This window comes from Lactiplantibacillus argentoratensis (assembly GCF_037290055.1).
Classification (GTDB): Bacteria; Bacillota; Bacilli; order Lactobacillales; family Lactobacillaceae; genus Lactiplantibacillus; species Lactiplantibacillus plantarum.
The window spans coordinates 2310190-2337180 of record NZ_CP147647.1 but is presented as its reverse complement, the minus strand read 5'-3'; the positions used below and the strand labels follow the sequence as shown (position 1 = coordinate 2337180).

Sequence of the window (26991 nt, the reverse complement as noted above, 5' to 3'; positions counted from 1 at the left end):
GAATTATGATGAATTACCGTGAATCAGATGTAAAACGTTATAAAATGTATAAAGGTGGTAAGCTGTGGTTATTTGCAAGCGCCTCACTATTATTGTTGAATACGCAACTGTTAACCGCACGTGCGGATGCTGGTTCATCCGCGTCGACTAGCGAAACGAGTGTCGTAGTGACCAGTGACGTGTTAGTTCATGACCAAGGTAGCGGCAATCAAGTACCGGTGAGTTCCGTTTTCAATACGGATAACGTTGCTGAGGCTAATGATGAGAACGCTTCGATTACTGATCAGACGGTAATCGATGGGCAGCCAGCGACTAATGACGAGCCGCAATCTGACGCATCAGCGGCTGCGCTGAACAAGGTTCCTGACGCATCAGATAGTGAAATAGCCGCTGAGTCGATGCCAGCAGTGAACGAGCGCGACCAAACTGTGTCGTCTGCCGCCAATCATGAAGCACCTCGGACTGAGGATCTGTTCAGTAATGCCGCAGAAGCAGCCGTTAGTGAACAAAGTCCTGAAGCAGCTGAACAAGCACAGGTGGGGACTGCTAATATACCAGCGCGCGAACCAGCTGCTGACAGGCAAAGTATCAACGCTGAGCACCATCAGCTGGGCGATGACCTTAGCGCAGATGCCCCGCAAGCTGGCACTCGCACCTGGATGACGGCCGCAACTAGGGTGGATGAGGATGAAATGTCTGGTAACTTCGGCGTTGATTGGCACTTTGATGCCAGTACGGGCACACTAACCTTGAACGGAGGGACGTTAAATAACAGTTATGGGGATAATCCTTGGCGTCGTAAGTCGTGGGCGCCGCTGATCAAGTGTATCGTGATTGCCGATAAAATTGTAGCCGGTACCAACATGAACAGTCTGTTTGCGAATCTTGACAGTGTGACGCGTTACGAAGGGCTAGAAAAGATCGACACCAGTGCTGTGACCAACATGCAGTCGCTATTCAAAGAAAATACCTCGCTAGAGCGGCTGGACTTGAGTGCTTGGCAAGTCGGTAACGTGACCACGATGGTGAACATGTTTATGGGGAACTTCATGGGTACTGAACTTAAATACCTCAATCTCAGTGGCTGGGATACTCATAATGTCACCAACATGCAAAATATGTTCCAGTTCAACGGCCAACTTCGAACTATTGACGGTTTGACTGACTGGGATACGCGCAGTGTGACGACGATGGCCAACATGTTTGCGCGTACCGGCGTCCGTCACTTGAATCTGACGAGCTTTGATTCAGCAAGCCTGGTTGAAATCGATGGTGCCTTTGCGCAGATGTCCGATTTGGAGCGTATCGAATTCGGTACGCAGTTTACTGTCGCTAAAGTCACTCAAATCAATAGTTTGTTTAATGATGATGTCAAACTAAAGGTGCTCGACTTGTCCCATTTCAATATGCAGAATGTTGAACAAAACTGGCAAATGCTAGCTGGTTTGACAAGTTTGCAAACGTTGACACTTGGTCCGGGACTGGATTTTAGTCAACACGGCACGCAACCCTTAGTTGGTTTACCGGAAGTGCCTAAGAATAGCAAATACACCGGCAAATGGGTCAACGTAGCTGATAGCTCGCAAACGTTCACGAGTGCTGAACTCCTGGCGCAATATTCGGGAAACCACGCTGACACGGCGACGTTTGTCTGGGAAACCGTCTCTGCGGCTGCGATTACCGGTAAAGACAGCACGCTCTTCGTGGATCAAGAGTGGGACTGGACACAAAATGTTGCGCAACTAGTTGATCAAAATGGGCAGTTGGTGGATCCTGGAGTCTTGTTCAGTACAGATCCCCAAGCGGTGACAGTTAGCGGCGAGCCTGTTGACACCAGCCGGCCAGGGTCGTATCACGTGACACTAACTTATGCGGGGCGGCAAACATCCGTGGTTGTCACGGTTGTGGCTAATCAAAGTCAACTAAACTTGCATAACCAAGAAGTTGCGGTTGAAATCGATCTCGCAACGGGAAGCGCTGTCTGGCGCCCACGGGATAATTTTGCAAGTGCAACGGATGCGGATGGGCGTTCAGTGGAATGGCAGAACGTGACGGTACTTGGCGAACCAGACTTAACGCGGCCAGGAACGTATGAGGTCGTTTATCAGTTCACTGACTTGACCGGACAGTTAGTCACGGCGACAACGATCGTAACGGTGACTGAACAAGAGGCTGACGTTGAAGACCTGACAGAACTGGTTGTTCAAGACACAACGGTGACAGTTGGTGACCACTGGCAGGCGACGGACAATTTTGTAAGTGCCAGTGATGCGACGGGACTGCCGTTAACATTAGCGGACTTAGTTGTGATTGGTGACGTTGACACGACGCAACCCGGTACTTATGAAATCACGTATCAATATACGAACGCCGATGGCCTGCAGTGGACTCAAACGGCAACGGTTACGGTAGTCGCAAGTACTGGCAATGGTGAAACGCCGTTACCGGGAGAACCTGCTGAACCGGAACTACCGGAAGAACCAGGAACACCAACAGAACCTGAATCCCCAGCGACACCGGCAGAGCCCGAAACGCCAGCAGAACCTGAATCCCCGGCGACACCGGCAGAGCCCGAAATACCTGAACAACCTGAATCCCCAGCGGCCTCAGAGACGCCCGAACTGCCGGGAGCTTCTGAAGCGTCAGAACAACCAGGAACTACTGAACACCCTGACACTAGTGATTCTAACAGTGGTTTAACAGACGCAAACGCTCGTCCTAGCAATCAAACTGAACAAGCAGACGTCGTGGCGCGACCAGACTTTAACGCTGGTTTAGAGAAGCAAGTGACCACGGTGTTTCGTGATGACTTGAAACTGAACACTAGTGAAAGCAATGAGCGCAGAATTGATGGCAAACGGTATATTGTGGGTGATGCAGCTAAACCCGAAGTGGCTATGGCTCCAGTCAGCCATCCCACGTCAGTAGCTGATGAGTTACCGCAAACTGGCGAACAAGTTAATCGCTTCGGGCTGCTGGGACTCATGATGTTAATGGTAACTGGTTTAGCCAGCATCGTCGGGATTAAACGTCGCCAAGGTTAATTAATAAAGGAGTGAGGAATTAATGGAACAAGCGAAGAAACGGTATAAAATGTATAAAAGTGGAAAAGTGTGGGTTGCAGCGAGTACCACAGCTATTGTACTGAGTATAAGTCTATTTAGCGCGCAAGCAGATAGTTCTATTGAGCAACAACCGACCTTAAGTATTGAAAGTACGCTAGAAGATGAATTTTCAATGTCGCGTGCCGAAACTTTAAATACGAAATCGGATACCGAAGCATCTTGCAGTGAGAATTCAAGTATGTTAGAAGAAGCGCCAAGTACTAATTCAGTTGAAGTGGTGGCAGAGACAAATATGCCAATTTCAGATGTTCAGGAAGGTGAAAGTGTGCTGAATCAGGCACAAGATCAACTAGACTTAGGTGAGCATCCCGACGCTACTACACAATCGGTTCAGAATACATCTGATAATCAATTAATCCCAAGTGTATCTGAAAATGATGATGAATTGTCAGAGAATCGTGTTGAAGATGTAACGAGTAGTGCCCCTTCAACTGAAAATAACGGACCTAGACGAGACGAAAAGATAGGGGAGTGGGACGCAAATAAAATCCTGCCTGCAGAGACTAGCGAAAATCATAAAGCGTCCAATTTGACAGAAACAATGGCTTTATTAGATAACCGTCACGCATTGCCACGGGAAAAGGATCATCTAGAAACAGAAAAATTACAGACTGAATTATCTGGTAATATTGGTGTTGATTGGTGGTTTGATCAGAATGCCGGGGTGCTTTTCTTTGGTGGTGGCGATTTAACTACTCATATGGGAATCGACTTTTGGCGTCAGTATTCTTGGTACGATCAAGTAACTAAGGTCGTTATTACAGATAATATTAACGCAACTAATTTAGGTGGAACATTTGCCAATCTTATCAATGTCAAGCACTATGAAGGATTGGAGAAGATTGATACTGCTAATACGATTTGGTTAGAATATACGTTTTATAATAATCTAAGTTTAAAGTCATTGAACTTGAGTAGTTGGAAGACGCATAATGTCAAGTATATGAATGGCGCTTTTATGGTAGACATGCGGTTGTTTTCTACTTTGACGACATTGGATCTAAGTGGCTGGGATACTAGTAACGTAACGGACATGGCGAATATGTTTATGTATGCACGTAGCTTAAAACAAGTTAAGGGGTTAGAGTGCTTTGATACTGCAAAGGTCAAAGATATGACTAATATGTTTTGTGGTACTGGATTTGATAGTCTAGACGTTTCAAATTTTGTCACCAATAATGTTCTAGCAATGGGTGGTATGTTTGGCGTTATGCATAATATTACTAATATTAATCTGGGTGTGAATTTTAATACGAGTAAGGTTGTGGATTTCCGCCTGATGTTCTTTTTGAGCCCTAAATTAGCTGAACTAGATTTATCTGGTTTAGATATGTCTAGCGCCCAGGAGATTTTTGGGATGTTTAGCGGGTGTACTAGCCTGAGAAAGATTACTTTAGGCCCCAAAATTAATTTTTCTAAGTTTGATGATGGCCTATCAGTCGGACTAATGGAGGCTCGATTATCTGAGCAGTACAGCGGCCGTTGGGTGAATATTAATAATCCAGCGCAAACTTTGAGTGCTAAAGAACTGATGGCGCTCTATACGCAGCAGGGAGCCACCTTGGAGACTTTTGTCTGGGAAGCAAACCAAGCAGTTATCGATGCTGGCGACGTTACCCTACAAGTTGGCGAAAATTGGAACTGGACGGACAGTATTGGGGGCTTAACCGACCAATTTGGTCAAAAAGTCGATGTTCAGGCCCTCTATGCCACTAATCCCCGGGCTGTAAAGTTATCCGGTGACCGGGTAAATACGAGCCGGCCGGGGACTTACCGGGTCACTTTCAAGTATGCAGGTAAGACGGTCACTGCTTTGGTGATCGTGAAAGCTGATCAGACAAGTCTGACTGTCCATGATACAGAATTACACGCTGGTGGGACTTGGCATGCGCAGGACGGTTTTGACGGGGCGACGGATCAAGACGGTCACGCCATCGACTTTAACGATGTGACGGTGACAGGTGAAGTGAACACCATGGTCCCGGGTGATTACCAGATTACTTACACGTATGGTAGTCAGACGCAGACGATTACTGTAACTGTTAAGGAAAACCAAGCAAGTTTGAATTTACATCAAAATCATGTAACGGTCCATACGGATGGACAGGAAACCAGTACTTGGCAGCCCCAAAGCAATTTTCAAAATGCTACTGATAGTGACGGTCAAACGTTAGACTGGTCGGCCATTGAGGTCGTTGGAACGCCAGATTGGGCCACGGCGGGGGATTATCAGTTGACGTATCAATTTACTGACAAGACTGGCCAGTTGGTGACGGCAACGATGACGGTGACGGTGGCTATCGAGGAGGCTGACGAACAAGCGGAATCCCAAAGTGATTTACAGATTCAAGATTCAACCATCACTGTCGGTGAGTCGTGGCAACCAAGTGATAATTTAATCTTAGCTACGGATGTTAACGGCGATGAATTGTCGATTGCTGACCTAGTCGTAACCGGCACGGTTGCTACTGATCAAGCTGGTGTTTACCAAGTGACTTATCAGTATACGGATGCGAGGGGCCAAGTGTTCACCCGCGTGGCAACAGTCACGGTCGTTGCGGCGAACGCTGGCGATACGAATACTGAACAACCGGGTGTGAACGACACCGATGATGATGTGAACGCCGGCTCGACCGGAAATAGCACTGGTGATGATCAAGCAGAGCTACCCACGAATGATGCTGACCAGGTGAAGGACGATACGGCTGACGTTGATGTAAATGCAGTTATTGACGACGTAACACATGCAGTTGGTACTAATCGTGGAAAGGGCGCAAATCACAATTCTGGCGTGCAAGCGACGGCTAATGTGGCTAAATCAGAAGTCACGGCATGGCCGCATCGGAGCCAGACGCCCAGCACGGTTAGTTCGCAACATGCGCAATCAAGCGTTGCTGATCATCATCAAAAGTCGCGGCCAACTGAACCAGTTTCAGCAGCTGTTCAGCCCGCAACGGCCAAGCTTGGCACAGCGACTTTACCACAAACTGACGAAGCACCAAGCCGTGCAAATGTGCTGGGAACAGTGCTATTAGGCTTGACCATGTTCGGTAGTTGGCTCGGATTTCGGCGTATGAAACGTCAGTAAACAGCGTGTTTGAAATCGTAAGGACTGAATAAAAGTAATCACGGTGATCGTGATTTTCGCTATCAGCGTCATGATGACGTGCTGATAGTCGCCAAACAAAGGAACGCTTCAAGAATTATGAATTCTTGAAGCGTTCCTTTGTTGTTCACTCAGTCATCAGGTTACTGAACTTTAGCAACGAGTTGTTCAGTAAATGCATCCAGGGCTTTCACATCGTCGACTTCTGGTGCAAGGTTAACGAACACATCCTTGGCACCTTGAGTAGCACCAGCCTTCTTCAGTGCGTTACTAAAATCGGTGACGGCACGGCAGTAATCATCATCGTAGAAGGTATCGCCGGAACCGGCGCAACCATAAATCTTACCGGTCAAGTCCAAATCTTGTAAGTCCTCGTAGAAGTCGAGCCCCTCTTCAGGGAGGGCGCCCTCATCGTAGGTGTAAGGGACGACAACACAAATATCAACATTGTTGAATTCGGTTGCGTCGGCTTGCGAGATTTCTTCTTTGGCAACATCGACCCCAAGTTTTTCGAATTTTTCAGTAATAATATCGGCAACGTCTTCGTTGTTACCAGTAATGGTAGCAAAAATAACTTTCGCAGTGGCCATATGAACTCCTCGCTTTCAAATATCTTGATAAGCTGATTATAGCAGAGTTTTAACCTTAATTTAAGGTATTGGGCAGTTATTCACAAATCCGCTTGACCAGTGGTTTCTCAGCGGACGATTCCATGCTATAATTTAACTATTAATGGTTATTTTACCGAAATTGGTCACAATTTTTGGTCGGCGCTTAACCAGGAATCTAATGTAAATTATAAATTGGCGAGGAGCGTTGGTTTTGTCTAGAAAAAATAAAAAAGAAGGTTTGGGTAGACGGCTTTGGAATTCGATTACTGAGCCAATTCCCGACGATGATAGTACTGAACAGGATAATGAACAGATCCCTTTGGCTTATGATCTGAAAGACTCGGCCGCATCAAAGGCGGACGAAGCCGAAGCAAAATCAACAGTCAATATTCCACGCTCGACGGCAAATAGTGGTGCTGAAAAGCAACCCGTTGACGCAGTAATTGAACCGGAAAAGGTGGCTAAAAAAGCGCACCAGTCCGAAGCCGGCAGCCAGGCTGTAAAACAATCGGCAACCCCCGTCAAGCACGGGGCGACTAGTGCAGTTAAGCCTAAAGAATTGGCTGGCTCTCAGTCGTCGTCCAAGGCGGTATCCGCTCAAATAACTAAAAAATCAGCAGCAAGCCAGGCGGCCCCGAAGACGGCCAGTGCAGCCCCATCACAGGTAGCAAGCGACCGGGGTGTCAAGCACGCAGCTTCGACGACCGCTAGCGCGGCGCAATCGGCACCGGCACGCGCCGCTAAGCAGGCGTCACAAGCAACCAGCACCGCTGTGTCTGACCAGAAGCGTGCGGCTAAAAAAAACGCCAGTACCGAGGCTAGTCAGTCGGCGGCAACGTCGGAAGTTCCAATGACGCGGATGGCTCGGCGTGCCAGTCAGGAAGCCGCCAGTCAGGCCAAGTCGCACGGTCAACAATCTAGTACGTCAACATCGAGTGCTGCGGCCGCCGCATCTGCGGTAGCCCAATCGTCAGCGCCAAAGTCGGCAGCACCAAAGTCAGCAGCGCCAAAGTCGGCGGCCAGCAGCGCTACGAACGCAAAGTCCACCGCCACGACCGCTAAGGACTCGCAAGCGACTGCTGCTAAGCAGCCGAGGGTCGAAAGGCGCATCCCAGCTGACCACATTCCACCGGTTGCCCGTAAACAGCAGCCCCGGATTGCGGTCAAAGGAACGGAACAAGCGGATGATGACACGCAACCTGAATTACCACTATCACGTGAAGAGTTGTATGGTGATCAGCAACCAAATGGTGGTAAGCAACCTAATAAGGCAAGCATGTCACGGGTCGCTCGCCACGAAGAACGGCGGGTACCACATGATGACCAGCCCGATGACGACCGCGACTTTTCCGAATTAGAAACGGATGAAAAGAATCCGCATCTTAAAAAGCCATCTCGGCGCTACAACTGGAAGTTAATGTTGACTGGTGTCGCAATTTTGGTTGTTGCTGCGGGTGGGGCCTTCTTCATGTGGAACCATGGGCAAGCCACTCAAGCTGCGGCTCGAACTAACGCGGAAAAAATCGTGGACCAAGTTTATACGTCGTCAGCGCAACGGGACTTGCGTGCGAGCGCCTCAAGTTCGACTTTGACTGAGTTGCAAAACAATATTGATAATATGAAGGATTCCAGTGAAAAGACTCGTTTGCAGAAACAGCATGATACGGCTGCTAAGATGCTGACGGTCCGGACTAGTTATCAAGATTTACGCAACGCCAAGGGGCTACTCAAGACCGATGTGACCATGGACACCATCACCAAGGACCAACAACGGTTGACGACCGCTGGTTTAACCAGTAGCAAGCCGTACTTTGCGAAGAAGTACGACAAGTTGTTCACGACAACGGGTAAAACGGTTAAGAAAGTCGTCAGCTATGACGCTGCTTTCCAAAAGCTGTATAACAAGAAAAATAAGCTTAAGGCTTCTACCCCGTCAACGACGGTCGATAAAGTACTTGCTAATCTGAAAGCTTATCGTAACAAGTCGCAGTTAGCGGCCAATGATTACCAGAAGCTGATTACGGATCGCAAGAAGTTGGCAAAAGCGAATAACGCGTCGTCTTCGATCTCAAGTTCGAGCTCGTATAGCTATAGCGAACCAGAATCATCGTCGAGTTCATCATATTCGACCTATAGTGAAAGTAGTGACGATAGTAGTTCGTCTTCAACGTACAGTTATAGCAACGATACGGACACAAGTTCAGCAACTTCAAGCTCGAGCACGCCTAGCTACAGTTATAGTGCCAACACCGATAGTAGCTCAACGACGAATTATGGTGAGACGTCTTCAACGACGACCGGTGGTACAGCTTCTTCTACGGATGGCTATAGTACGACAACGAGCAATAATTAATTTTGCTGGGTAATAGACCAGTAGCATTGATGATTGTCTGAAATTATAAAAACCGGCCGGCTTAATTAGTTTATAATTAAGTTGGTCGGTTTTTGGCCGTTAATGACTGATTTACTAGTCCCCACAATCTGAGAAGAGTGGCAGGCACGCGAACATCCATATTGGGGTGAGCCAGTAATTCCACGGATTGTCATCAATCCAGGGAGTACCACTATCTAGGGTGAGTGATGACCAGTTTGCGGCAACTGTCAGGCACAAGAGTGATGTAAATGGGACATCAGTGTTAGAATGTAAATATAAAATTAATTATAAAGTGAAAGAGGCGTGTTTTGAGATGGAAATCACAATTTTTGGTAAGGGCAACATGGGGCAAGCGATTGGTCATAATTTTGAGGTCGCTGGGCACGAGGTCACTTATTATGGTTCCAAGGACCAAGCTACGACGTTCGGTGAAATCGTGATTATGGCGGTACCTTATCCCGCTTTAGCTGCGCTGGCCAAACAGTACGCGGCTCAGTTGAAGGGTAAAATCGTCGTTGATATCACGAACCCCTTGAATTTTGATACGTGGGACGAATTGGTTGTTCCAGCTGATAGTTCGGCCGCTCAAGAATTACAGCAGCAACTACCAGATAGTCAGGTACTCAAAGCCTTCAATACGACTTTTGCAGCGACACTTCAGAGTGGACAGGTCAATGGTAAGGAACCAACGACTGTTTTAGTTGCTGGTGATGATGACAGTGCTAAGCAACGCTTCACTCAAGCCTTAGCTAAAAGTCCGTTAGAAGTGAAGGATGCGGGTAAGTTGAAGCGCGCTCGTGAGCTCGAAGCGATGGGCTTCATGCAAATGACACTAGCAGCCAGTGAACAAATCGGCTGGAACGGTGGCTTTGCGGTTATTAAGTAATTGATCAGAAATTAAATCAAATTAGGCTGATTATCAACTGGCGATGCTCGGAAGTGTGACTTTCGAACATCGCCTTTTGTTGACACTTTTGACTTGGCTGTCAACGACAATGGCAAATATTGATGATTAGACCAAACGCTAGGCTAAAGTGGTTTGCATAATCTACAGCGTGAATCTAAACTAATATTCGATTGTGAATCATTACGGTTCAACCGAATGATAGTGGTATGATGAAAGTATTGATCAAGAAATTAGAGATGGGGTAATAAGTTATGCCAATGGTATTGATGGCCCAAGCAACCAAACCTGAACAGCTGCAACAGTTACAAACCGCTTATCCAGACTGGACGTTCAAGGATGCGGCGGCAGTCACGGCGGCCGATTATGACCAAATTGAAGTCATGTACGGGAACCATCCGTTATTAAAGACGATCCTAGCGCGGCCAACCAACCAGTTAAAGTTTGTACAGGTCATCTCAGCCGGCGTCGATTATTTGCCATTAAAGGCATTGCAAGCGGCCGGGGTAGTGGTTGCGAACACCAGTGGTATTCACGCCGATGCAATCAGTGAATCGGTCTTAGCCGCGATGTTAAGCGTAGTCCGGGGGTATCATGCGGCCTGGTTGAATCAGCACGGAGCGCGGCAGTGGGCGTTGCCAATGACGACATCAACCTTGACCGGGCAACAGTTGTTGATCTATGGCACGGGCCAAATTGGGCAATCGTTAGCGGCGAAGGCTAGTGCGTTAGGCATGCACGTGATTGGGGTCAATACGACCGGTCACCCCGCTGATCATTTTCATGAAACAGTGGCATTTACCGCGACGGCCGACGCGTTAGCAACGGCTAACTTTATTGTCAACGCTTTGCCATTAACGCCAACAACGCATCATTTGTTTAGTACTGAATTATTTCAGCAGACCAAACAGCAACCGATGCTGATTAATATTGGGCGTGGTCCGGCGGTTGATACTACAGCGTTAATGACCGCCCTGGATCATCATCAACTCAGTATGGCAGCGTTGGACGTTACTGAACCAGAGCCATTACCGACGGACCACCCGTTGTGGCAACGAGATGACGTGCTGATTACGCCACATATTTCAGGTCAAATCGCTCATTTTCGTGCAACCGTTTTTCCAATCTTTGCGGCGAACTTCGCCCAGTTTGTCAAAGATGGTACACTGGTACGTAATCAAGTGGATCTGAATCGTGGTTATTAATTGACTGCATTCAGCGATAGCAGCAAAGTAAAAGCCGGTTGTGACTAAAGCTTAGTCACAACCGGCTTTTACTGGCTTCATGGTTGTTTGAAATTCTTCGCCATGCGATCATTCGGACCCTGCCCGATCGCCAAAATAAAGACGGTACTAATAATCAGGACACTGCCCAGAATGTCGAGCCACCCAAAGCTGACACCGAGTAGCACCACCGCAATGATAGTTGCGGATAACGGTTCGAAAGCATCTAGCAGGCTGATGACGGTTGGCCGGATATATTGCAAACTTTGCAAGAAAAACAGGAAAGCTAACAATGTTCCGAACAACACAACGAAGGTCAACTTGCTGATATTCAGCACCGTCAGTGGAATATGGATTGACCAGACTGGCTGAACGATGTTGAACAAGATACCACCCAATAACATTGACCAGGTGTTGACGGTCATTGGATCATACTTAGTGAGTAACTTGGTCGGCAACAAGGTATTCGTAGCGGACGAGACCCCTGATAAGAGCCCCCAGATCAGCGCCCAGACGGAGATGCCTAGGGTCTGAGGATTGCCGTGAGTCACGAGCAAGAATGAACCTAGTAGCGCACAAATAATGGCGAGGCCTTCCGCGCGGGTCGGCAATTGCCGGTGAGCGACTAACATCCACAACGCAATGAACACGGGGCCCATGAATTGTAGGATCGTTCCAGTTGCTGCGTTACTAGCTTCAACAGCTAGAAAATAAGTGAACTGGACCGGCATTAGGCCCAATAGTGTGTAGGCGATGATTTGTAGCAGATCGCGGGGGTGACGCCAGATCGACCACAGATCAACGTGGGTCAGCAAGCTGACTAGTAGTAGCGCAATGCCAGCTCCCAACATGCGAATTCCCGTTAACCAGATGGAATTAATGTCGGTCGTATCAAAAAGTGTTTGTGCGACGGCTCCGGAAATCCCCCAGAAGGTCGCACTGATACTGGCAAGAAAGATGCCTTTGAATTCCCGACTGACTTGCACAGTGAATCGCCTCCCTCAGTAAAATCAACTTAACTTCCATTGTACATGATTTTGCTGAGAAAAGGGGAATCGGTTACGCGCTTGCTTGTTGACTGGCTTGTTCAGTCGCGTCCTGAACATTTTGTTCAGTATCGTGTTCAGTTGCGGTGCTGGCTTGGCGGGTCGTTTCGGCTAAGTGAACCAGGTGAGTCAAGAACGCGTGCGTTTTTGCTTGATAATGGTATTTTTGGCCGAGCTTGACGAGGTAGCCATTGATATAATCGACTTCAGTCGGTCGGTTATGCGACATATCCTGATACATCGATGGGTAATGGAGCGGATTCGCCACTTTGCTGACGTAGTTGACGGAGGCGAGTTCTTCCGCGCGGGTATTCAACATGGTGACCCCATCGCGTTCACAAACATCATAGGCCTCATCGATCAATTGCCGGCTCAGCTCATCGGCCCCTGGATAGGCGGCAAATTCACCCATCGTAATTTCGAAGAGGGTACAGAGGGTGTTGACCACCGAGTTGAAGACGACTTTGGCCAGTAAGGTACCACGGAAATTCGTCGTTAAATTGGGGTGGAATTGGCATTTATCTAATTCTGTCACGATTCGGTGGGTCATGTCGTCCGGCTGTTCCGTATAATTAGCAAGATTCATGGTGCCGGCGCCACGAGCTCCAATGAAATCGACATCGCCAGGCCCATTCAAGACCGTAGCGACTAGCGCGGTCCCAGCTAATAATTTTTCAGGTTTAAAGTAGTGTAAGAGCTTTTCAACGTGACCCATCCCATTCATGCAAGTGAGCACGTACTGGTGGTCGTTGAAAGCGTGGGCGGTCCGCGTCAGAAAATCAGCAAGTTGCATCTGTTTGGTAAAGACGACCCACACATCCGGATCGTCGTGATAATCTTCGGGCGTCGAGACTTTGACGGGAACTAAGTGGCGGTTCTGGTGATCGCGTGACACGTAGACGCCACCTTGACGATGAATCTGATCAACGTTGGTTTGCCACGTGTCCACAAAATCAACTTGATTGCCTGCTTCTTGTAATAACACACCGTAACGTAATCCCATGGCGCCTGCGCCGAGTACTGTAAAATGCATATGTATGACCATCCTTTAAAGTGATTTATTAATAAATGAAAATAAAGCGTCCGGCAGACGATTTGTCTGCCGGACGCGAGCGCGGGTTACCACCGGTATTCGTCAGTGACTCACATTACTGACCTTAAGCACATCATAACAGGTGTGCCACACGTTAATGGGTGTTAACCAGTCTGGGTTACTTAGTTTCACCCGAACACTCACAGCCGATGTTCGTGATACCGGGTTAGGTCTGCTCACACCATCTCAGACTCGCTAAGGCTAACGGCCGGCAACTACTGAACTGCTCAATGCTTTTTCATCATTTATTAATTGTTCTCTAATTTAGCGACCTAGTGACTGAATGTCAAGCCGCACGTTTGAATCCTTTGGTATGTAAAGCTGATTACGGAAAATAAAGGGCTAAAACGACCACTAAACTTAAGATTGTTCAGTTTGGTCTGGTCAAAATGCGTTAACGCCCCTGATTTTGAAAGCGATTTCCATTATAGGGTGGAATAGCGTACAATTGAAAGTGTAAATAAGCCTAGTGCTAATTATGATTGCTGGCAAAATGCTGGGCGGGGCAGTCTTTTTGGAATTAAAGCGCCTTCAAGTCCCGGCTAAATAGCGGGTGTTCGTATCAGTGACTCGCGCTAAGCTGTGTGGTTACCAGCGATTGCAGGAGTGGGGCGGACTGTTTGTAGGCCCAGCAGCGCAATCTGGCTGAGTGACAGTAAGAATCAGAGTGCTAGCACAGCACGTAGGTAAATACGTAGGAGGAGTTCAACTATGCCAAAATATCTAGTCTTTATGGACATTGACGGAACATTATTAACGGATCATCAATATGTCTCGGAGCGAACTCGCGCGACGATTGAACGGTTGCAGAAGCAGGACGTGTTATTTTACATCGCTACGGGGCGCATGTACGAGCTGGCGAAGATCGTTCGGGACAAAGTAAACGCTGACGTGCGCTTGGTAACGTCTAACGGGGCGGTGTTCGATGGTGCCCAGGGCCGCGAGCTAACCAAACTCGGGGGGGCTGCAGTTGAGCTTGCCTATCTGATTGCACGTCGTGATAACTTGCCAATGATGCTGTTCACGCCGGACATGGCCTATTATACGGAACAGATTCCACGGTTCGTGGCACGGAATGCAGCCAACTTTGATGCGGATGAAGTCTCAATCGGCTATGAAGAAGTGAAGAGCTTTACGCAATTGGCCACGATTGAGGACCAGATTACGAACGGCGTGATTCTCAGTCGTGAAGATATGTCACGGTTGGATTCTGCCCGTGAAAAACTAACGAATAGCAAATTACTGCGGCTGTCATCATCGAATCCGAATAATATTGAGATGATCCCGCTAAATACGGATAAGGGGACGGCGGTCAAACAAATTCAACGTGAGCAACATGTTAATGCTGCCCACACGTTTGTCTTTGGAGATGGCATGAATGACGTTGGGATGATGGCTGAAGCTGACTTATCGGTGGCAATGGGCAACGCCTTGCCACAAGTTAAGAAAGTCGCGAACTATGTGACTGATATGAATTATAATGACGGTTTGGCGCTTTTCTTAGAAAAATACTTTGCGGCTCACCCCCTTGTCAACGACTAAGTAAGGTCAGCTTACAAGCGTATTTGTATATCGACGAGGACAATAAGGCCGTAAAAAAGCGATTCTCACGTGTTTGAGAATCGCTTTTGTGTTATTATTAAAATTTCGCTATGACTTAAGTGGTGGTGATTGACTTTTACGTCAAATTTGGCACACTTAGTATTGAAGTGTTTTTAGGAAGTGATAACTGTTGAAAATTGAAATTTTACCGACGACTACCGCGGAAATTCCGCTAGCGATTTTGTCAATGAGCAATCTTGATAACCGCGAGTTGAATCCAGCAATTGAAAAGCAACTGACCATGCAAGATCTGGCCGTTGCTCAGCCGCAGAGTGCCTTGGCGGACTTGATCCAAGTGATTCACGCACGTCACCCAGTGCAAATCAATGCGTGGGACATGAACGCGCTAGGTACTGAGCAGGTTCAGCTTCGATTAACGGCACAGGGGGCCAGCCTTTCAGCGGATGCTGTTACCCCAATCAAGCCTAATGTCGACAGTAAAAGCAGTCGCATCTTAATTGTGATTGGTGATCTGGAGGCCAGTGAGGACGCAGTTCATGCGACTGGGCAAGAATTGCAACGCAAAATCAAAGCCTTTTTTGGTATCCAGGCCCGCTTGCAATTTCCAAGTTGTACCACCCAGGCGCTTAGTGTCGAGACGACTAGACCCGCTTCTTAGGGGTAATATTAATGTCAATCAACTTAAATTGTCGATCTTGATAATCAATGCGACTCACACTTGTATTTTTCAGGAGTCGGGTGGGCAGCTCACGGGGGCTGATTTGGTATAGGAATGCACTGAGGACCAGTCCGTGAGAAACGATGAGAATGTTCTTGTCATGCTGACTGTTTTGAGATTCGTATAAACAGATTCGGCGCAGCGCGCTACTAATTCGATCCGTGACACCGACTAAAGTCTCGGCGCCACGAGTCTGGTCGAGGGAATTAAAGACCCACAGTAGCGTGGCGAAGCGCTCTCGACTCAACATCAACTTAACAAACGTTCCGATGCCCAATTGTTTTTTGACTTGCTTGACGATCCACATGTTTCTGGTACCCTCAAGCCCACCAAAATTAAATTCGCGTAAGCCGACGTCAACCGTCGGCTTTTTTATTTCAGGATGGAGTGCGGTGATGATGCGACTCGTTTGTTGTGCTCGGCCCAAGTCACTGACGTAAGCGGCGTCGAAATGAACGTCTGCCAGCATGCGGGCTAACCGTTGGGCGGAGCGGACACCGGTATGTGTGAGCTCTGAGTCATAGATGCCTTGCAGCCGGCCAGCTGCGTTGAGCTTAGTTTGTCCATGACGGACTAAGTATAAGTGAATCGTAGCCATCGCTAACCCTCCCATCAAATTAATTAACATAGTCCAATTGTAAGGCGTTACCGGTTATTCAACAAGTCTTTAATTGTTAATTGCCACTTTATTTTGTCGCTGATATCAAAAAGAGTTTGAGCAGCTAGCTTGTTTCGCGCCACGGTCGGTTTAATTGGCGGTGGAAGCGCATTCCAGACTGCGAGTGGATGGCTACTAGCCTCGAATAATTGCGCATCTTCTGGTCATCGTAGCCGATTATGCTAGGTATCAAAAAATCCCCTAAAGGGTGATAGCTATTTCAGCTACCGACCTTTAGGGGCGATGGCAACGTAACGTTGCTACTGATTATTCCAATCTTCGTTCAAAACTTGCTTGTTTTCCTGCTTGAGAATCTTCATCATCTTACGACGAGCGGTGAAGAATGGAATTCCAATGTGAGCAAGGTTGCTTCGAAAACGCCAACGGTAATGGTAAGTCCGGTCCGGTACGTATTCGGAGGACTGTACGTAGTTAGCGTAACGAAAGGCAAACAACTGGTCTTCAAGAAAATCAATATCTTCGTTGAACTTGAGGTGGTGTGTGGTAATAATGCTGCGAATGAATGCTTTATTCCACGAAAAACCACCGACCGTCCCAAAGTTGATGTTAGCAATCAAATCTTTTTGGCTGTATGTTTTGGCGGGGCTCGGAACTGCTAAGTAACCGTAGTGGCCGCATACAACGAGCTGGGTATCAGGTGCTGCTTGGTAGGCGGCTAGGAAGGTTGCCAGGAAGTCTGGTTCGACCCAATCGTCGCCATCGACAAAGCAAAGGTACTTACCCTTAGCAGCAGCCATACCGGAGTTACGAGCTGCGGAGACGCCCCGGTTATGGGCGTGAGTGATCACGTGGAACCGGTCGTCGCCTTTGATTAACGCGGCAATCTGTTCACCAGTGTCATCAGTCGAACAATCATCAACCACGAAGACTTCAAAGTCTGTCAAGGTTTGGCGTTGTAGACTAGTCAAGCAGCTATCTATAAATTTGTGCTGGTTGTAAGCTGGTACAACCACTGAAAAAAGGGGTGCTGACACGCTAATTCCTCCATCGTAAATTTGGATACTGCTACTAGTATACCCATAAATTGTGATGAAATTATAGTGAATCGTCTTTTTTTAGCCATAAATTAATTATTTGCAAGATTTGTCGTATGAAAATACAATGCGAGGTCGGGATAAACAAAGATGGTGTGAGAAAAATCTAGTAAGCCATTATTCTTATAATAGTTACAAGAATCCAAGGCCAAGTGAGTTGCGCCCTGTGCCAAATTCATTAGTTCGGCCTCTTCCTTGTTAAGATTGGTGAGTGAAAGATAATCATCACTGTTAGCAATCCCGATGCCGTAAGCTTCGTTGATGAAGTCCCAAATTGACGTATTGACAGCTTCGGTCGATAGATAGGGGACGACAGAGCGTAAGTAGTAGGCCTTTTCCAAACAATACAGTTGGTCGTGCCAATAGCGGAGGCGAATGATACGATACAGTTCTTCGTCGACGGGAATGTTGAGTTTGCGGCTCAGGGCACTATCGCCGTGGATCGTATCAAAAGTCAGAATCTTGGAAGTTAAAGTCCGTGGGTGGACATGACTATTGAAGAGTGAGCGTGCTGACAGATTCACTACCGTTTTATGTTGAAGCTGAATATTAGTAATATAATAGCCACTGCCTTGAACCCGACGCAGGAGCCCCTGCTGGTACACCAAGTCAATCGCTTTGCGAATGGTGTTGCGGCTAGCTTGGTAACGTTCCATTAATTGGGCTTCCGTGGGGAGTTTGACGGTAAAAATGCCGTCTTGAATGGCGGCAACGAGTTTGGTTGCAATGTCACGATACATGGTGTTCACTTCTTTCGAATATTAAGTTGTTATTTAATAATTTGTGGGTACAAATCAAATAAATTGCAGATATCTGATTAATAAGGCTTGTCAAATTTGTACCCATGACTTATAATTCTAATTGTAATGAAAGCGGTTTATTAAAGCAACCGCTGTAACATATAAATTTAAAACAATCTAGGAGCGTGTTTATTATGGCTGAAAGAACAATTATGTTGGTATGTGCCGCTGGGATGTCAACGTCATTATTAGTCTCAAAGATGCAAAAGGCTGCGGAAGCAGAAGGCATTGATGCAGATATTTTTGCAACCGCTGCCAGTGACGCTGATGCGAAGTTAGCTGAAAAGAATCCTGACATTTTAATGCTTGGACCACAAGTTCGTTATATGTTAAGTGATTTCCAAAAGCGCGTTGATATTCCAGTTGAAGTTATCAACATGCAAGACTACGGCATGATGAACGGCGAAAAAGTTTTAAAGGAAGCCGAAGCATCAATTGCAAAAGCAAACTAATCATTAAATTGTAAGTGCTACCAGCCCAAGGTAGATCAATCGCGGCCGGTGGCATTTTGATTGTGATGCACACGAATAAATGCTAAAAGGATGAGGGTAAATGGCAGAAGAACAAACAAAAGAAGTTGAAGCAAGTCTCGAAACCATTATGGGTTTGATCGTTAATGGTGGTAATGCAAAGAGTTCCGCTTTCGAAGCAATTAAAGCTGCTAAGGAAGGCGACTTTGAAACCGCTGATGCCAAGTTAAAGGAAGCAGATAACTTTCTAACCGAAGCACACAATTCACAAACCTCAATGTTAACGGCGGAAGCACAAGGGGAACATACCCACGTGTCATTGTTATTAGTACATTCACAAGATCACATCATGAATGCCATCACCTTCCGCGACTTAGCTGGTGAAGTTGTAGACGTTTATCGGCGTTTAGCTGCCGATGAGGCGAAGTAGTTAATTAATTTGAGCCTAGGCAAATACCTGCTGGTGTTGGTCTGGGCTTGTTTTTTCATTCATGCCGTGGTCGCTTATAATGGCAGACAGCTTAACAACGGTGACGTGGCGGTTACACGCTTTTCGTTAGTTAAGGTAACAAAGACTGTAACTCAGGGATAGCCTGAGCAGCATTAATGGAGGGAATTAGTTCATGACAAAAGGATACAAAATGCCCAAAGATTTTCTGTGGGGTGGCGCGGTCGCGGCCCATCAATTAGAAGGCGCTTGGGATGTTGATGGCAAGGGCGTTAGCATTGCCGATGTAATGACAGCCGGACGTAACGGGGTTCCCCGTAAAGTCACGGATGGCGTCAAAGATGGTGAAATCTATCCTAATCACTGGGGCAATGATTTTTATCATCGCTATCCAGAAGATGATCGATTATTTGAAGAAATGGGCTTTAAGTGTTTCCGGACGTCAATCGCGTGGACCCGGATTTTCCCGAATGGTGATGAGAGCGAGCCTAACGAAGCTGGTTTGAAGTTTTACGATGACTTATTCGATGATTTATTATCGCATGGCATCCAACCCGTTGTGACCCTGTCACACTTTGAAATTCCATACCACTTAGTGAAGGTTTATGGTGGTTTCAGCAACCGTAAGATGATCGACTTCTTTGTTCATTTTGCGAAGACCGTCTTCAAGCGCTATCAGGATAAGGTCAAGTATTGGATGACCTTCAACGAAATCAATAACCAAACAGCTTGGAGTGATCCGCACCCATTGTTACAAAATTCCGGCCTGCAACTTAGCAAGGATGACAATTGGGAACAGGCGATGTATCAAGCAGCTCATTATGAATTAGTAGCGAGTGCCCTAGCTGTGCAAGCGGGCCACGCAATCAATCCTGATTTTCAAATCGGCTGTATGGTCGCGATGTGTCCAATCTATCCACTAACAGCTAAACCAGCGGATGTGATGATGGCGGAACGGGCCATGCAAAAACGGTATTGGTTCGGGGATGTCCACTGTCTCGGTGAATATCCAAAGTGGTTACCGAAGTACTTTGAACGCAAGGGCTTCGATATGGATATTACCGCTGCTGACTTGGCAACTTTAAAGGCTGGTACGGTGGATTACGTTGGTTTCAGTTATTACATGTCATTTGTTACAAAGGGTCGTGACGGTGACAGTGATTACGATTTCAAGGAACCCGATGACTTTGTTGAGAACCCCTACGTTGAGAAGTCTGATTGGGGCTGGCAAATTGATCCAACTGGGTTGCGCTATGCGATGAACTGGATGCAAGATCGGTGGCACTTACCACAATTCATTGTTGAAAATGGCTTTGGTGCTTACGATAAGAAGGAAGCCGACGGGAGTGTACATGACGACTACCGGATCAGTTACTTCCGTGATCACATCTTGGCGATGGAACAAGCGGTCGTATTAGATGGTGTTGATCTGATTGGCTATACACCGTGGGGCTGTATTGATTTGGTCTCAGCAAGTACTGGTGAAATGGCGAAACGGTATGGATTCATTTATGTTGACGCCGATGATAATGGTCAAGGCAGTTTTGACCGTTCTAAGAAAGACTCCTTTAACTGGTTCCAACAAGTTATTGCGAGTGATGGTGAAGATTTATAGTGAAAGGATGATAATGCATGGCAACAACGAGTGGTTTACGATCTGATTTCTTATGGGGTGGGGCGGTCGCAGCCCATCAACTAGAAGGCGGCTGGCAAGCTGGTGGCAAAGGGGTCAGTGTGGCTGATGTCATGACTGCCGGTGCCAACGGTGTTCCTCGTGAAATCACGGATGGTGTGATTGCGGGTAAGAATTACCCGAACCATGAAGGCATCGACTTTTATGGTCACTATAAGGAAGATATCAAGCTATTTGCTGAGATGGGCTTCAAGTGTTTTCGGACATCGATCGCCTGGACGCGGATTTTTCCAAATGGTGATGAAGAAGAACCCAATGAAGCGGGTTTGAAGTTCTATGATGATATGTTCGATACTTGCCGGCAATATGGTATCGAACCAGTGATTACGCTGGCCCACTTTGAAATGCCGTACCACTTAGTTAAGGAATATGGTGGCTGGCGTTCGCGGAAAGTCATTGACTTTTTCGTGCACTACGCTGAAACGGTCTTCAAACGCTATAAGAACAAGGTTAAGTACTGGATGACCTTCAACGAAATTAATAATCAGACGACTTATACGAACCAATTCCTGATGGCGACGGATTCTGGTTTAGTGTTGAAGCCCGATGATCCTGACGCTGAAGCGTTGATGTATCAAGCTGCTCATTATGAAGTCGTTGCCAGTGCGCTAGCCGTTAAGATTGGCCATGCCATTAATCCCGACTTCCAGATTGGCAATATGATCAACATGACACCGATTTATCCTGCAACTGCTAAGCCACAAGATATCATGCAAGCTGAAAAGGCCATGCAGCGGCGTTATTGGTTTGCAGACGTACAGTCATGGGGTTATTATCCAAATAATATGGAAGCTTACTTCAAACAGACTGGTTTCCGCCCTGATATCACGGCTGAAGATCGCCAGGTCTTGAAGGAAGGCACCGTTGATTATATTGGTTTTAGTTACTATAATTCCAACACGGTCGCTGCCCAGGATGACAATCCAAGTTACCACTTTGTTGGGACCGAAGCCGTTGACAATCCATACTTGAAGACGAGTGAATGGGACTGGCCAATCGATCCAGAAGGTTTGCGGTACTCGTTGAATTGGTTGCAAGACCGTTATCACAAGCCAATGATGATTGTGGAAAATGGATTGGGTGCCCGTGACAAAGTCGAAGCCGATGGCAGTATTCATGATCCTTACCGGATTGACTATTTACGCGCTCATATCAGTGAAATGATCAAGGCCGTTACCGAAGATGGCGTCGACTTGATTGGCTATACGCCATGGGGTTGTATCGACCTAGTCTCAGCCGGAACCGGTCAGATGTCGAAACGTTATGGCTTTATCTACGTCGACAAGGACGATGAAGGTAACGGGACACTAGAGCGCTCGAAGAAGGATTCGTTCTACTGGTATCAAAAAGTGATTCGGACGAATGGGGCCGATTTGAAGTAGGAAACTCGTTGTGCTAGAAGACTACTGAATGATTATGCAGTTCGAACGACGATTATTAGTCAATTAATAACCACTAATTGAAGACGACGTTCAAAGTGAGTGAACTTTGAACGTCGTTTTTCGATTGCCTTATTAGCTTGTTTGATTGGCTAATCAACAATTATTGTTAATCAGTGCCTAAAGATTGTTTCTAAGTATCAAATATGGTTAAATGATGGACGAAGGCGATGTCATATTATCTAACATGAGTTGTGATTAAAAATCGTTAGATTCAGAGAAAAGCCACTAACTTAGGTTCGGTTGAAAGGGTCGGGTTGGGGGAGGCTTGTTGGCTCAGTGCGTGTTATATCGACTTATCGGCATTTGTGCTGATCGTGGTGACGTTTCAGTATGTTACCTAGTCTCGGAAGGTCGGAATAGGCTGAACGCATGCAGACGGCCATCGAAAACTGATAATTTTAACTCACGATACGTAATATGATGCAATTAAATGAAAAGGACCTGAAAGTATGGATACAACGGTAATGATTGAAGAACACCCACAGATTAAGGAATTGATGGCAAAACGACCAATTGTTTGGCAGAACCCAGATTATGGGAAGCGGGCGGACCTGCCGTTGACGCGGGCCGATATTTTTGACGCGGTCGCACGTTGGGAACGTTTCGCACCATTTTTGGCGGTTGCTTTTCCAGAAACGGCAGCTATGAATGGGATTATTGAGTCACCATTGTTACCACTTGAGCAGATGAAACCCGCATGGGAGGCTATCAACCATCAGTCATTGGCCGGGCAGCTTTACTTAAAAGCTGATAGTCAGTTGCCAATTTCGGGTTCGATCAAGTCCCGTGGTGGGATTTACGAAGTGCTCAAGTTTGCAGAACAAGTTGCCATGGCTCACACGGATCTAACGTATATGGATGATTACAGTGTGTTGGCAACGCCTGAGTATCACGAGTTATTTGCACAATACGGCGTCATCGTTGCGTCAACGGGAAATTTGGCACTCAGTGTGGGCATCATGGCCGCAACATTTGGTTTCAAGACGACCGTTTATATGTCGCACGATGCTCGTCAGTGGAAGAAGGACAAACTGCGGGCCAATGGCGTCACCGTTGAGGAACTAAATACCGACTTTTCAAGTGTGATTCCAGTGGCCCGCGCCGCTGCAGCTAAAGATGACCATACACACTTTGTTGATGATGAAGGGTCACGTGACTTATTCCTCGGGTACGCGGTTGCTGGGGTACGGTTGCAACATCAATTAAAAGCACAAGGCATTAAGATGGACGCTGAGCATCCGGTCGTCGTTTATCTGCCAGCCGGGGTCGGTGGCAGTCCTAGTGGCGTTGCTTTTGGCCTCAAGATGATCATGGGAGCCAACATTTACCCCGTCTTTTGTGAACCGACCCACGTGCCGTCCGTGACCTTGGGGATGATGACCAAGCTGAATGAAAAAATCGCCGTTCAAGACATTGGTTTAGATGGATTGACTGCCGCCGATGGGTTAGCCGTTAGCCGGCCATCACGATTGGCGGGCAAGGTGATGCGAACGTTATTACTCGCAACAGCAACATTTGAAGATGATGATTTATACCGTTATTTGACGAAGCTCGTCGATACCGAAGATGTGATGGTCGAACCATCTGCTGCAGCTGGATTTACCGCGATCGCCCCCATCATGGCCCAATTTCCCACGCTTGCTGGCAAAGACGTCACCCACATTGTCTGGGCAACTGGCGGCGACATGATGCCGGAATCGGAGCGTCAGTTGGATTATGAGCTAGGACAAAAATTGCTGACCAAGATTAACAATCGTTAAAACATTGCTAACGCTTATATCAGTGCTGATATTTAATTAAAATGCGACATCCCAACAACGGGGTGGCGCATTTTTGTTTGCAGTGCGGTGACAAATGGGCTGGAAATAAAATGAGTGAGTGACAACTCATTTTGCTGTTGACAAACCGAGATGTACTGATTATACTAAAGCCATTAAGTGAGTGAGTATACACTCACCTCGAGAAAGAGGGTTATTAAAATGGCAACGGATTATGTCATCGCCAAGCAGGTCAGCAAGCACTTTGGTCATCAGCAAGTGCTTAATCAGATTGATTTGACACTGCCGGCTGGAATGATTTATGGCTTGATTGGGCCATCGGGAGCTGGGAAGACCACCTTGATCAAGAGTATTTTAGGGATGGAAGCTGTGGATAGTGGCACTGTTAAAGTTATGGATACGGTGATGCCCAATAGGGCGGTAATGGCACAAGTAGGGTATATGGCTCAAAGTGATGCTTTGTATGAGACACTAACGGCCCGGGAAAATCTTAACTTTTTTGGGCAATTAATGAGTGTTCCAAAAATAAAGTTAGCACAGATGATTGATTATGCAGCCGGATTAGTTGACTTGACGTCCCAATTAGACAAGCGGGTCAGTGGCTATTCGGGTGGGATGAAACGGCGCTTGTCGTTGGCAATCGCCCTGATTCAGGATCCCCAATTATTGATTTTAGATGAACCGACCGTTGGGATTGATCCAGAATTACGGCAACAAATTTGGACCGAACTAAATAAGCTCAAGGATACCGGTAAGTCGATGCTCGTGACAACGCATGTCATGGACGAAGCAGAACGGTGTGATTATCTCATGTTGATTCGGCACGGGATTGCGCTTGCTGAGGGGACACCCGCGGCACTGAAACAACAGTATGCAGTAGATACGATCGAACAGGTCTTTTTGAAAGCGGGGCGGATGCAAGATGCGAACGATGGCAATCGTTAGACGAGTTTTTAAGCAAATGTTACGTGATAAGCGTACCTTGGCGCTGATGTTTTTGGCACCACTCTTAATTATGGCGTTGATGTATTTTTTGTTCCAAAATAACACGACTCAAGTGGCGACTTTAGGTGTTCACAATGTTGATCATCAGGTGGTCAAAGCCATTAATACGAAGCATGTCGATATTCACCATTACAGTAGTAACCAGGCAAAAGCGATGATTAAGCAGCATGATTTGGATGGATATTTGACGCAAAAAGATGGCAACTTAACGATCACGTATTCTAATAGTAATCCGACCAATACGTCATTGATCAAAGCTTCTTTGCAAAGCGGACTGGTCAAATTAAAAATTCAAACGTTGGTCACGGCTACTAAAGCACAAAAAAAGGTGTTGCAAACGCAACAGGTGGCACTACAAAAGTTGACCGCGGCGCAAAAACAGGCAACGGTTAGCAAGCTAAAGACGGCCTTGGCCCAAGCACAGGCAAGTGGGAATACTGCTGCGGCGGCTAAAATTCAAAAGCAATTGAGGCAGGCTACAGCGAGTGCTGCGGCGCCAACAAATAGTCAATCACAAACGACGACCTATACCACTAGCAGTCATTATATTTATGGTAGTAGTAATTCAACGTTCTTTGAAAACTTTTTGCCAATCTTTCTCGGTTTCTTTGTCTTCTTCTTTGTGTTCTTGATTTCTGGCGTTTCACTTTTGAATGAGCGCACTACTGGAACCCTAAGCCGGCTACTTGCAACTCCAATTCGACGGAGTGAAATTATTATGGGCTATCTAATTGGTTATGGGGGCTTTGCCATCATTCAGACTGTCCTGACCGTTGTTTTTGCAATTACGGTCTTCAAGATTCACTTAGTTGGTAGTATTTGGCTGGTCTTTCTGACTAACTTATTATTAGCGTTAGTGGCTTTGACCTTGGGTATCTTTATTTCCACCTTTGCTAACTCAGAATTTCAAATGATTCAGTTTATTCCACTGATTGTTGTACCACAAATCTTTTTTGCTGGGTTGATTCCAGTCGATGGCATGGCGAGTTGGTTGCAAGCAATTGCCCACATCATGCCGTTATACTATGGTGCTAATGCGTTGACGGCTGTTGTGACAAAGGGTGCTGGGCTTGGCGATATTGGTGTCAATTTGTTAATATTAGTAGGGTTTATGGTCGTACTAACAATGTTGAATATTGTTGGAATGAAACGTTATCGGAAGGTGTGAGGATATGGAACGACCACGGATACGGGATTATTTTCAACATGATCTAAGTCAGAATGAAACGATTACACCTAAGCAACGGGCCATCCTCCAGGCAAGTCTCGATTTGTTTGCTGAAAAGGGTTTTGACCAGACTAGTACTAGTGATATTGCACAACGGGCCGGCGTTGCGGAGGGGACGGTCTATCGGCGGTATAAGACTAAGGCTGCCTTACGGGATGCCATCTTAGCACCAATTGCCGCACACATTGTGCCAATTTTAGCGAGTGATTTTTCAGAGGATGAATTACGGCAGCGTTATCCCAGTCTACAGGCATTCGTCACAGCAATTTTTACGGACCGAGTTGCATTTGCTAAAGCTAACGTGAAAGAGTTAAAGGTCATTTTTGAAATGGCAGCTTTTGACGCCGAACGACGCGAACAGATTCTTAGCCAGATTGCGCCTAAGATGGTCAAGCAGATGGGAAGTGTCATAAATCAACTAAAAGCAGATCATTTGATTGTGGATTGGCCGAATGATTTGATACTGCAAAGTTTGTTATCGCAGCTATTCGGTTACCTAGCGCGGTTAATGCTGGAATTGCCGGGAACTGAAATTGAGCGCGAACAAGCGTATTTGATTACGGTGATGACCAAAATATTGACCCCGGGTGAACATGATCAAATTACTGGTCAGTGAGCTAAGTGTTACTTGATATAAACTAAAGCCACTTC

General features: G+C 46.7%; 21 protein-coding genes. 15 read left to right on the top strand and 6 right to left on the bottom strand.

The genetic code is table 11. The features are described 5' to 3' along the window. Positions 1-5: 5 nt before the first annotated feature. Together V7R88_RS11285 and V7R88_RS11280 are read left to right on the top strand one after the other, a co-directional pair. The gene (locus V7R88_RS11285; RefSeq protein ID WP_237761864.1) at positions 6-3044 is read left to right on the top strand and encodes a BspA family leucine-rich repeat surface protein; all 3039 of its coding nucleotides are present in this window, start codon (positions 6-8) and stop codon (positions 3042-3044) included. A gap of 22 nt (positions 3045-3066) precedes the next feature. Further along, on the top strand, positions 3067-6213 hold the full coding sequence (locus V7R88_RS11280) for a bacterial Ig-like domain-containing protein (RefSeq protein WP_054397841.1): 3147 nt from the start codon (positions 3067-3069) through the stop codon (positions 6211-6213). 161 nt (positions 6214-6374) lie between these two features. Here V7R88_RS11280 and V7R88_RS11275 read toward each other — a convergent pair whose 3' ends face one another. Next, positions 6375-6821, bottom strand: a complete 447-nt coding sequence (locus V7R88_RS11275; RefSeq protein ID WP_054397840.1) for a flavodoxin — start codon at positions 6819-6821, stop codon at positions 6375-6377. Between the two features lie 226 nt (positions 6822-7047). On the opposite strand from V7R88_RS11275, the gene V7R88_RS11270 reads away from it, so the two are divergent. The 3 genes from V7R88_RS11270 (at position 7048) to V7R88_RS11260 (ending at position 11325) form a co-directional block, all read left to right on the top strand. After that, positions 7048-9195: a hypothetical protein gene (locus tag V7R88_RS11270; RefSeq protein ID WP_338816251.1), complete on the top strand. Its 2148-nt coding sequence runs from the start codon at positions 7048-7050 to the stop codon at positions 9193-9195. A 334-nt stretch (positions 9196-9529) separates the two neighbouring features. Next, positions 9530-10102 carry an NADPH-dependent F420 reductase gene (locus tag V7R88_RS11265; RefSeq protein WP_054397838.1) on the top strand — a complete coding sequence of 191 codons (573 nt, stop codon included), beginning with the start codon at positions 9530-9532 and terminating at the stop codon, positions 10100-10102. Between the two features lie 272 nt (positions 10103-10374). Next, positions 10375-11325 (top strand): phosphoglycerate dehydrogenase, encoded by a 951-nt coding sequence (locus V7R88_RS11260; protein WP_054397836.1) that lies wholly within the window; start codon positions 10375-10377, stop codon positions 11323-11325. Positions 11326-11402: 77 nt separating this feature from the next. On the opposite strand, the gene V7R88_RS11255 is transcribed toward V7R88_RS11260, so the two are convergent. Both V7R88_RS11255 and V7R88_RS11250 read right to left on the bottom strand, forming a co-directional pair. Continuing rightward, on the bottom strand, positions 11403-12329 hold the full coding sequence (locus V7R88_RS11255; protein WP_338816250.1) for a DMT family transporter: 927 nt from the start codon (positions 12327-12329) through the stop codon (positions 11403-11405). A gap of 73 nt (positions 12330-12402) precedes the next feature. Continuing rightward, positions 12403-13422, bottom strand: coding sequence for a ketopantoate reductase family protein (locus V7R88_RS11250; RefSeq protein ID WP_054397831.1), 1020 nt, complete (start codon positions 13420-13422; stop codon positions 12403-12405). A gap of 771 nt (positions 13423-14193) precedes the next feature. Here V7R88_RS11250 and V7R88_RS11245 point away from each other — a divergent pair. Both V7R88_RS11245 and V7R88_RS11240 read left to right on the top strand, forming a co-directional pair. Continuing rightward, entirely contained in the window at positions 14194-15024 is an 831-nt protein-coding gene (locus V7R88_RS11245) for an HAD family hydrolase (RefSeq protein ID WP_054397826.1), read from the top strand. A 190-nt stretch (positions 15025-15214) separates the two neighbouring features. Continuing rightward, complete coding sequence (locus V7R88_RS11240) at positions 15215-15703, top strand: hypothetical protein (protein ID WP_054397825.1); 489 nt, start codon at positions 15215-15217, stop codon at positions 15701-15703. Here the strand turns inward: V7R88_RS11240 and V7R88_RS11235 are convergent. The 3 genes from V7R88_RS11235 to V7R88_RS11225 form a co-directional block, all read right to left on the bottom strand. Next, positions 15687-16361, bottom strand: a complete 675-nt coding sequence (locus V7R88_RS11235; protein WP_054397824.1) for a histidine phosphatase family protein — start codon at positions 16359-16361, stop codon at positions 15687-15689. The two genes, V7R88_RS11240 and V7R88_RS11235, sit on opposite strands and share 17 nt — an antisense overlap. 320 nt (positions 16362-16681) lie before the next feature. After that, entirely contained in the window at positions 16682-17416 is a 735-nt protein-coding gene (locus tag V7R88_RS11230; RefSeq protein WP_054397823.1) for a glycosyltransferase family 2 protein, read from the bottom strand. A 92-nt stretch (positions 17417-17508) separates the two neighbouring features. Beyond that, positions 17509-18216, bottom strand: a complete 708-nt coding sequence (locus V7R88_RS11225) for a GntR family transcriptional regulator (protein ID WP_003642541.1) — start codon at positions 18214-18216, stop codon at positions 17509-17511. Positions 18217-18410: 194 nt separating this feature from the next. On the opposite strand from V7R88_RS11225, the gene V7R88_RS11220 reads away from it, so the two are divergent. From V7R88_RS11220 to V7R88_RS11185, 8 genes are all read left to right on the top strand, one after another. Further along, positions 18411-18728: a PTS sugar transporter subunit IIB gene (locus tag V7R88_RS11220; RefSeq protein WP_003639490.1), complete on the top strand. Its 318-nt coding sequence runs from the start codon at positions 18411-18413 to the stop codon at positions 18726-18728. Positions 18729-18828: 100 nt separating this feature from the next. After that, positions 18829-19176 (top strand): PTS lactose/cellobiose transporter subunit IIA, encoded by a 348-nt coding sequence (locus V7R88_RS11215; protein ID WP_003639489.1) that lies wholly within the window; start codon positions 18829-18831, stop codon positions 19174-19176. Between the two features lie 193 nt (positions 19177-19369). Further along, positions 19370-20809 (top strand): 6-phospho-beta-glucosidase, encoded by a 1440-nt coding sequence (locus V7R88_RS11210; protein WP_013355848.1) that lies wholly within the window; start codon positions 19370-19372, stop codon positions 20807-20809. 17 nt (positions 20810-20826) lie between these two features. After that, a complete protein-coding gene (locus V7R88_RS11205; RefSeq protein ID WP_003642544.1) occupies positions 20827-22269 on the top strand; it encodes a 6-phospho-beta-glucosidase in 1443 nt (480 codons plus the stop codon). Positions 22270-22778: 509 nt separating this feature from the next. After that, the gene (locus V7R88_RS11200) at positions 22779-24089 is read left to right on the top strand and encodes a D-serine ammonia-lyase (protein WP_054397821.1); all 1311 of its coding nucleotides are present in this window, start codon (positions 22779-22781) and stop codon (positions 24087-24089) included. Positions 24090-24308: 219 nt separating this feature from the next. Continuing rightward, positions 24309-25052, top strand: coding sequence for an ABC transporter ATP-binding protein (locus V7R88_RS11195; RefSeq protein ID WP_054397820.1), 744 nt, complete (start codon positions 24309-24311; stop codon positions 25050-25052). Beyond that, a complete protein-coding gene (locus V7R88_RS11190) occupies positions 25030-26280 on the top strand; it encodes an ABC transporter permease (protein WP_054397819.1) in 1251 nt (416 codons plus the stop codon). Before V7R88_RS11195 ends, V7R88_RS11190 begins: the two co-directional genes overlap by 23 nt. A 4-nt stretch (positions 26281-26284) precedes the next feature. Continuing rightward, complete coding sequence (locus V7R88_RS11185) at positions 26285-26956, top strand: TetR/AcrR family transcriptional regulator (RefSeq protein WP_003642548.1); 672 nt, start codon at positions 26285-26287, stop codon at positions 26954-26956. Positions 26957-26991 lie beyond the last annotated feature (35 nt).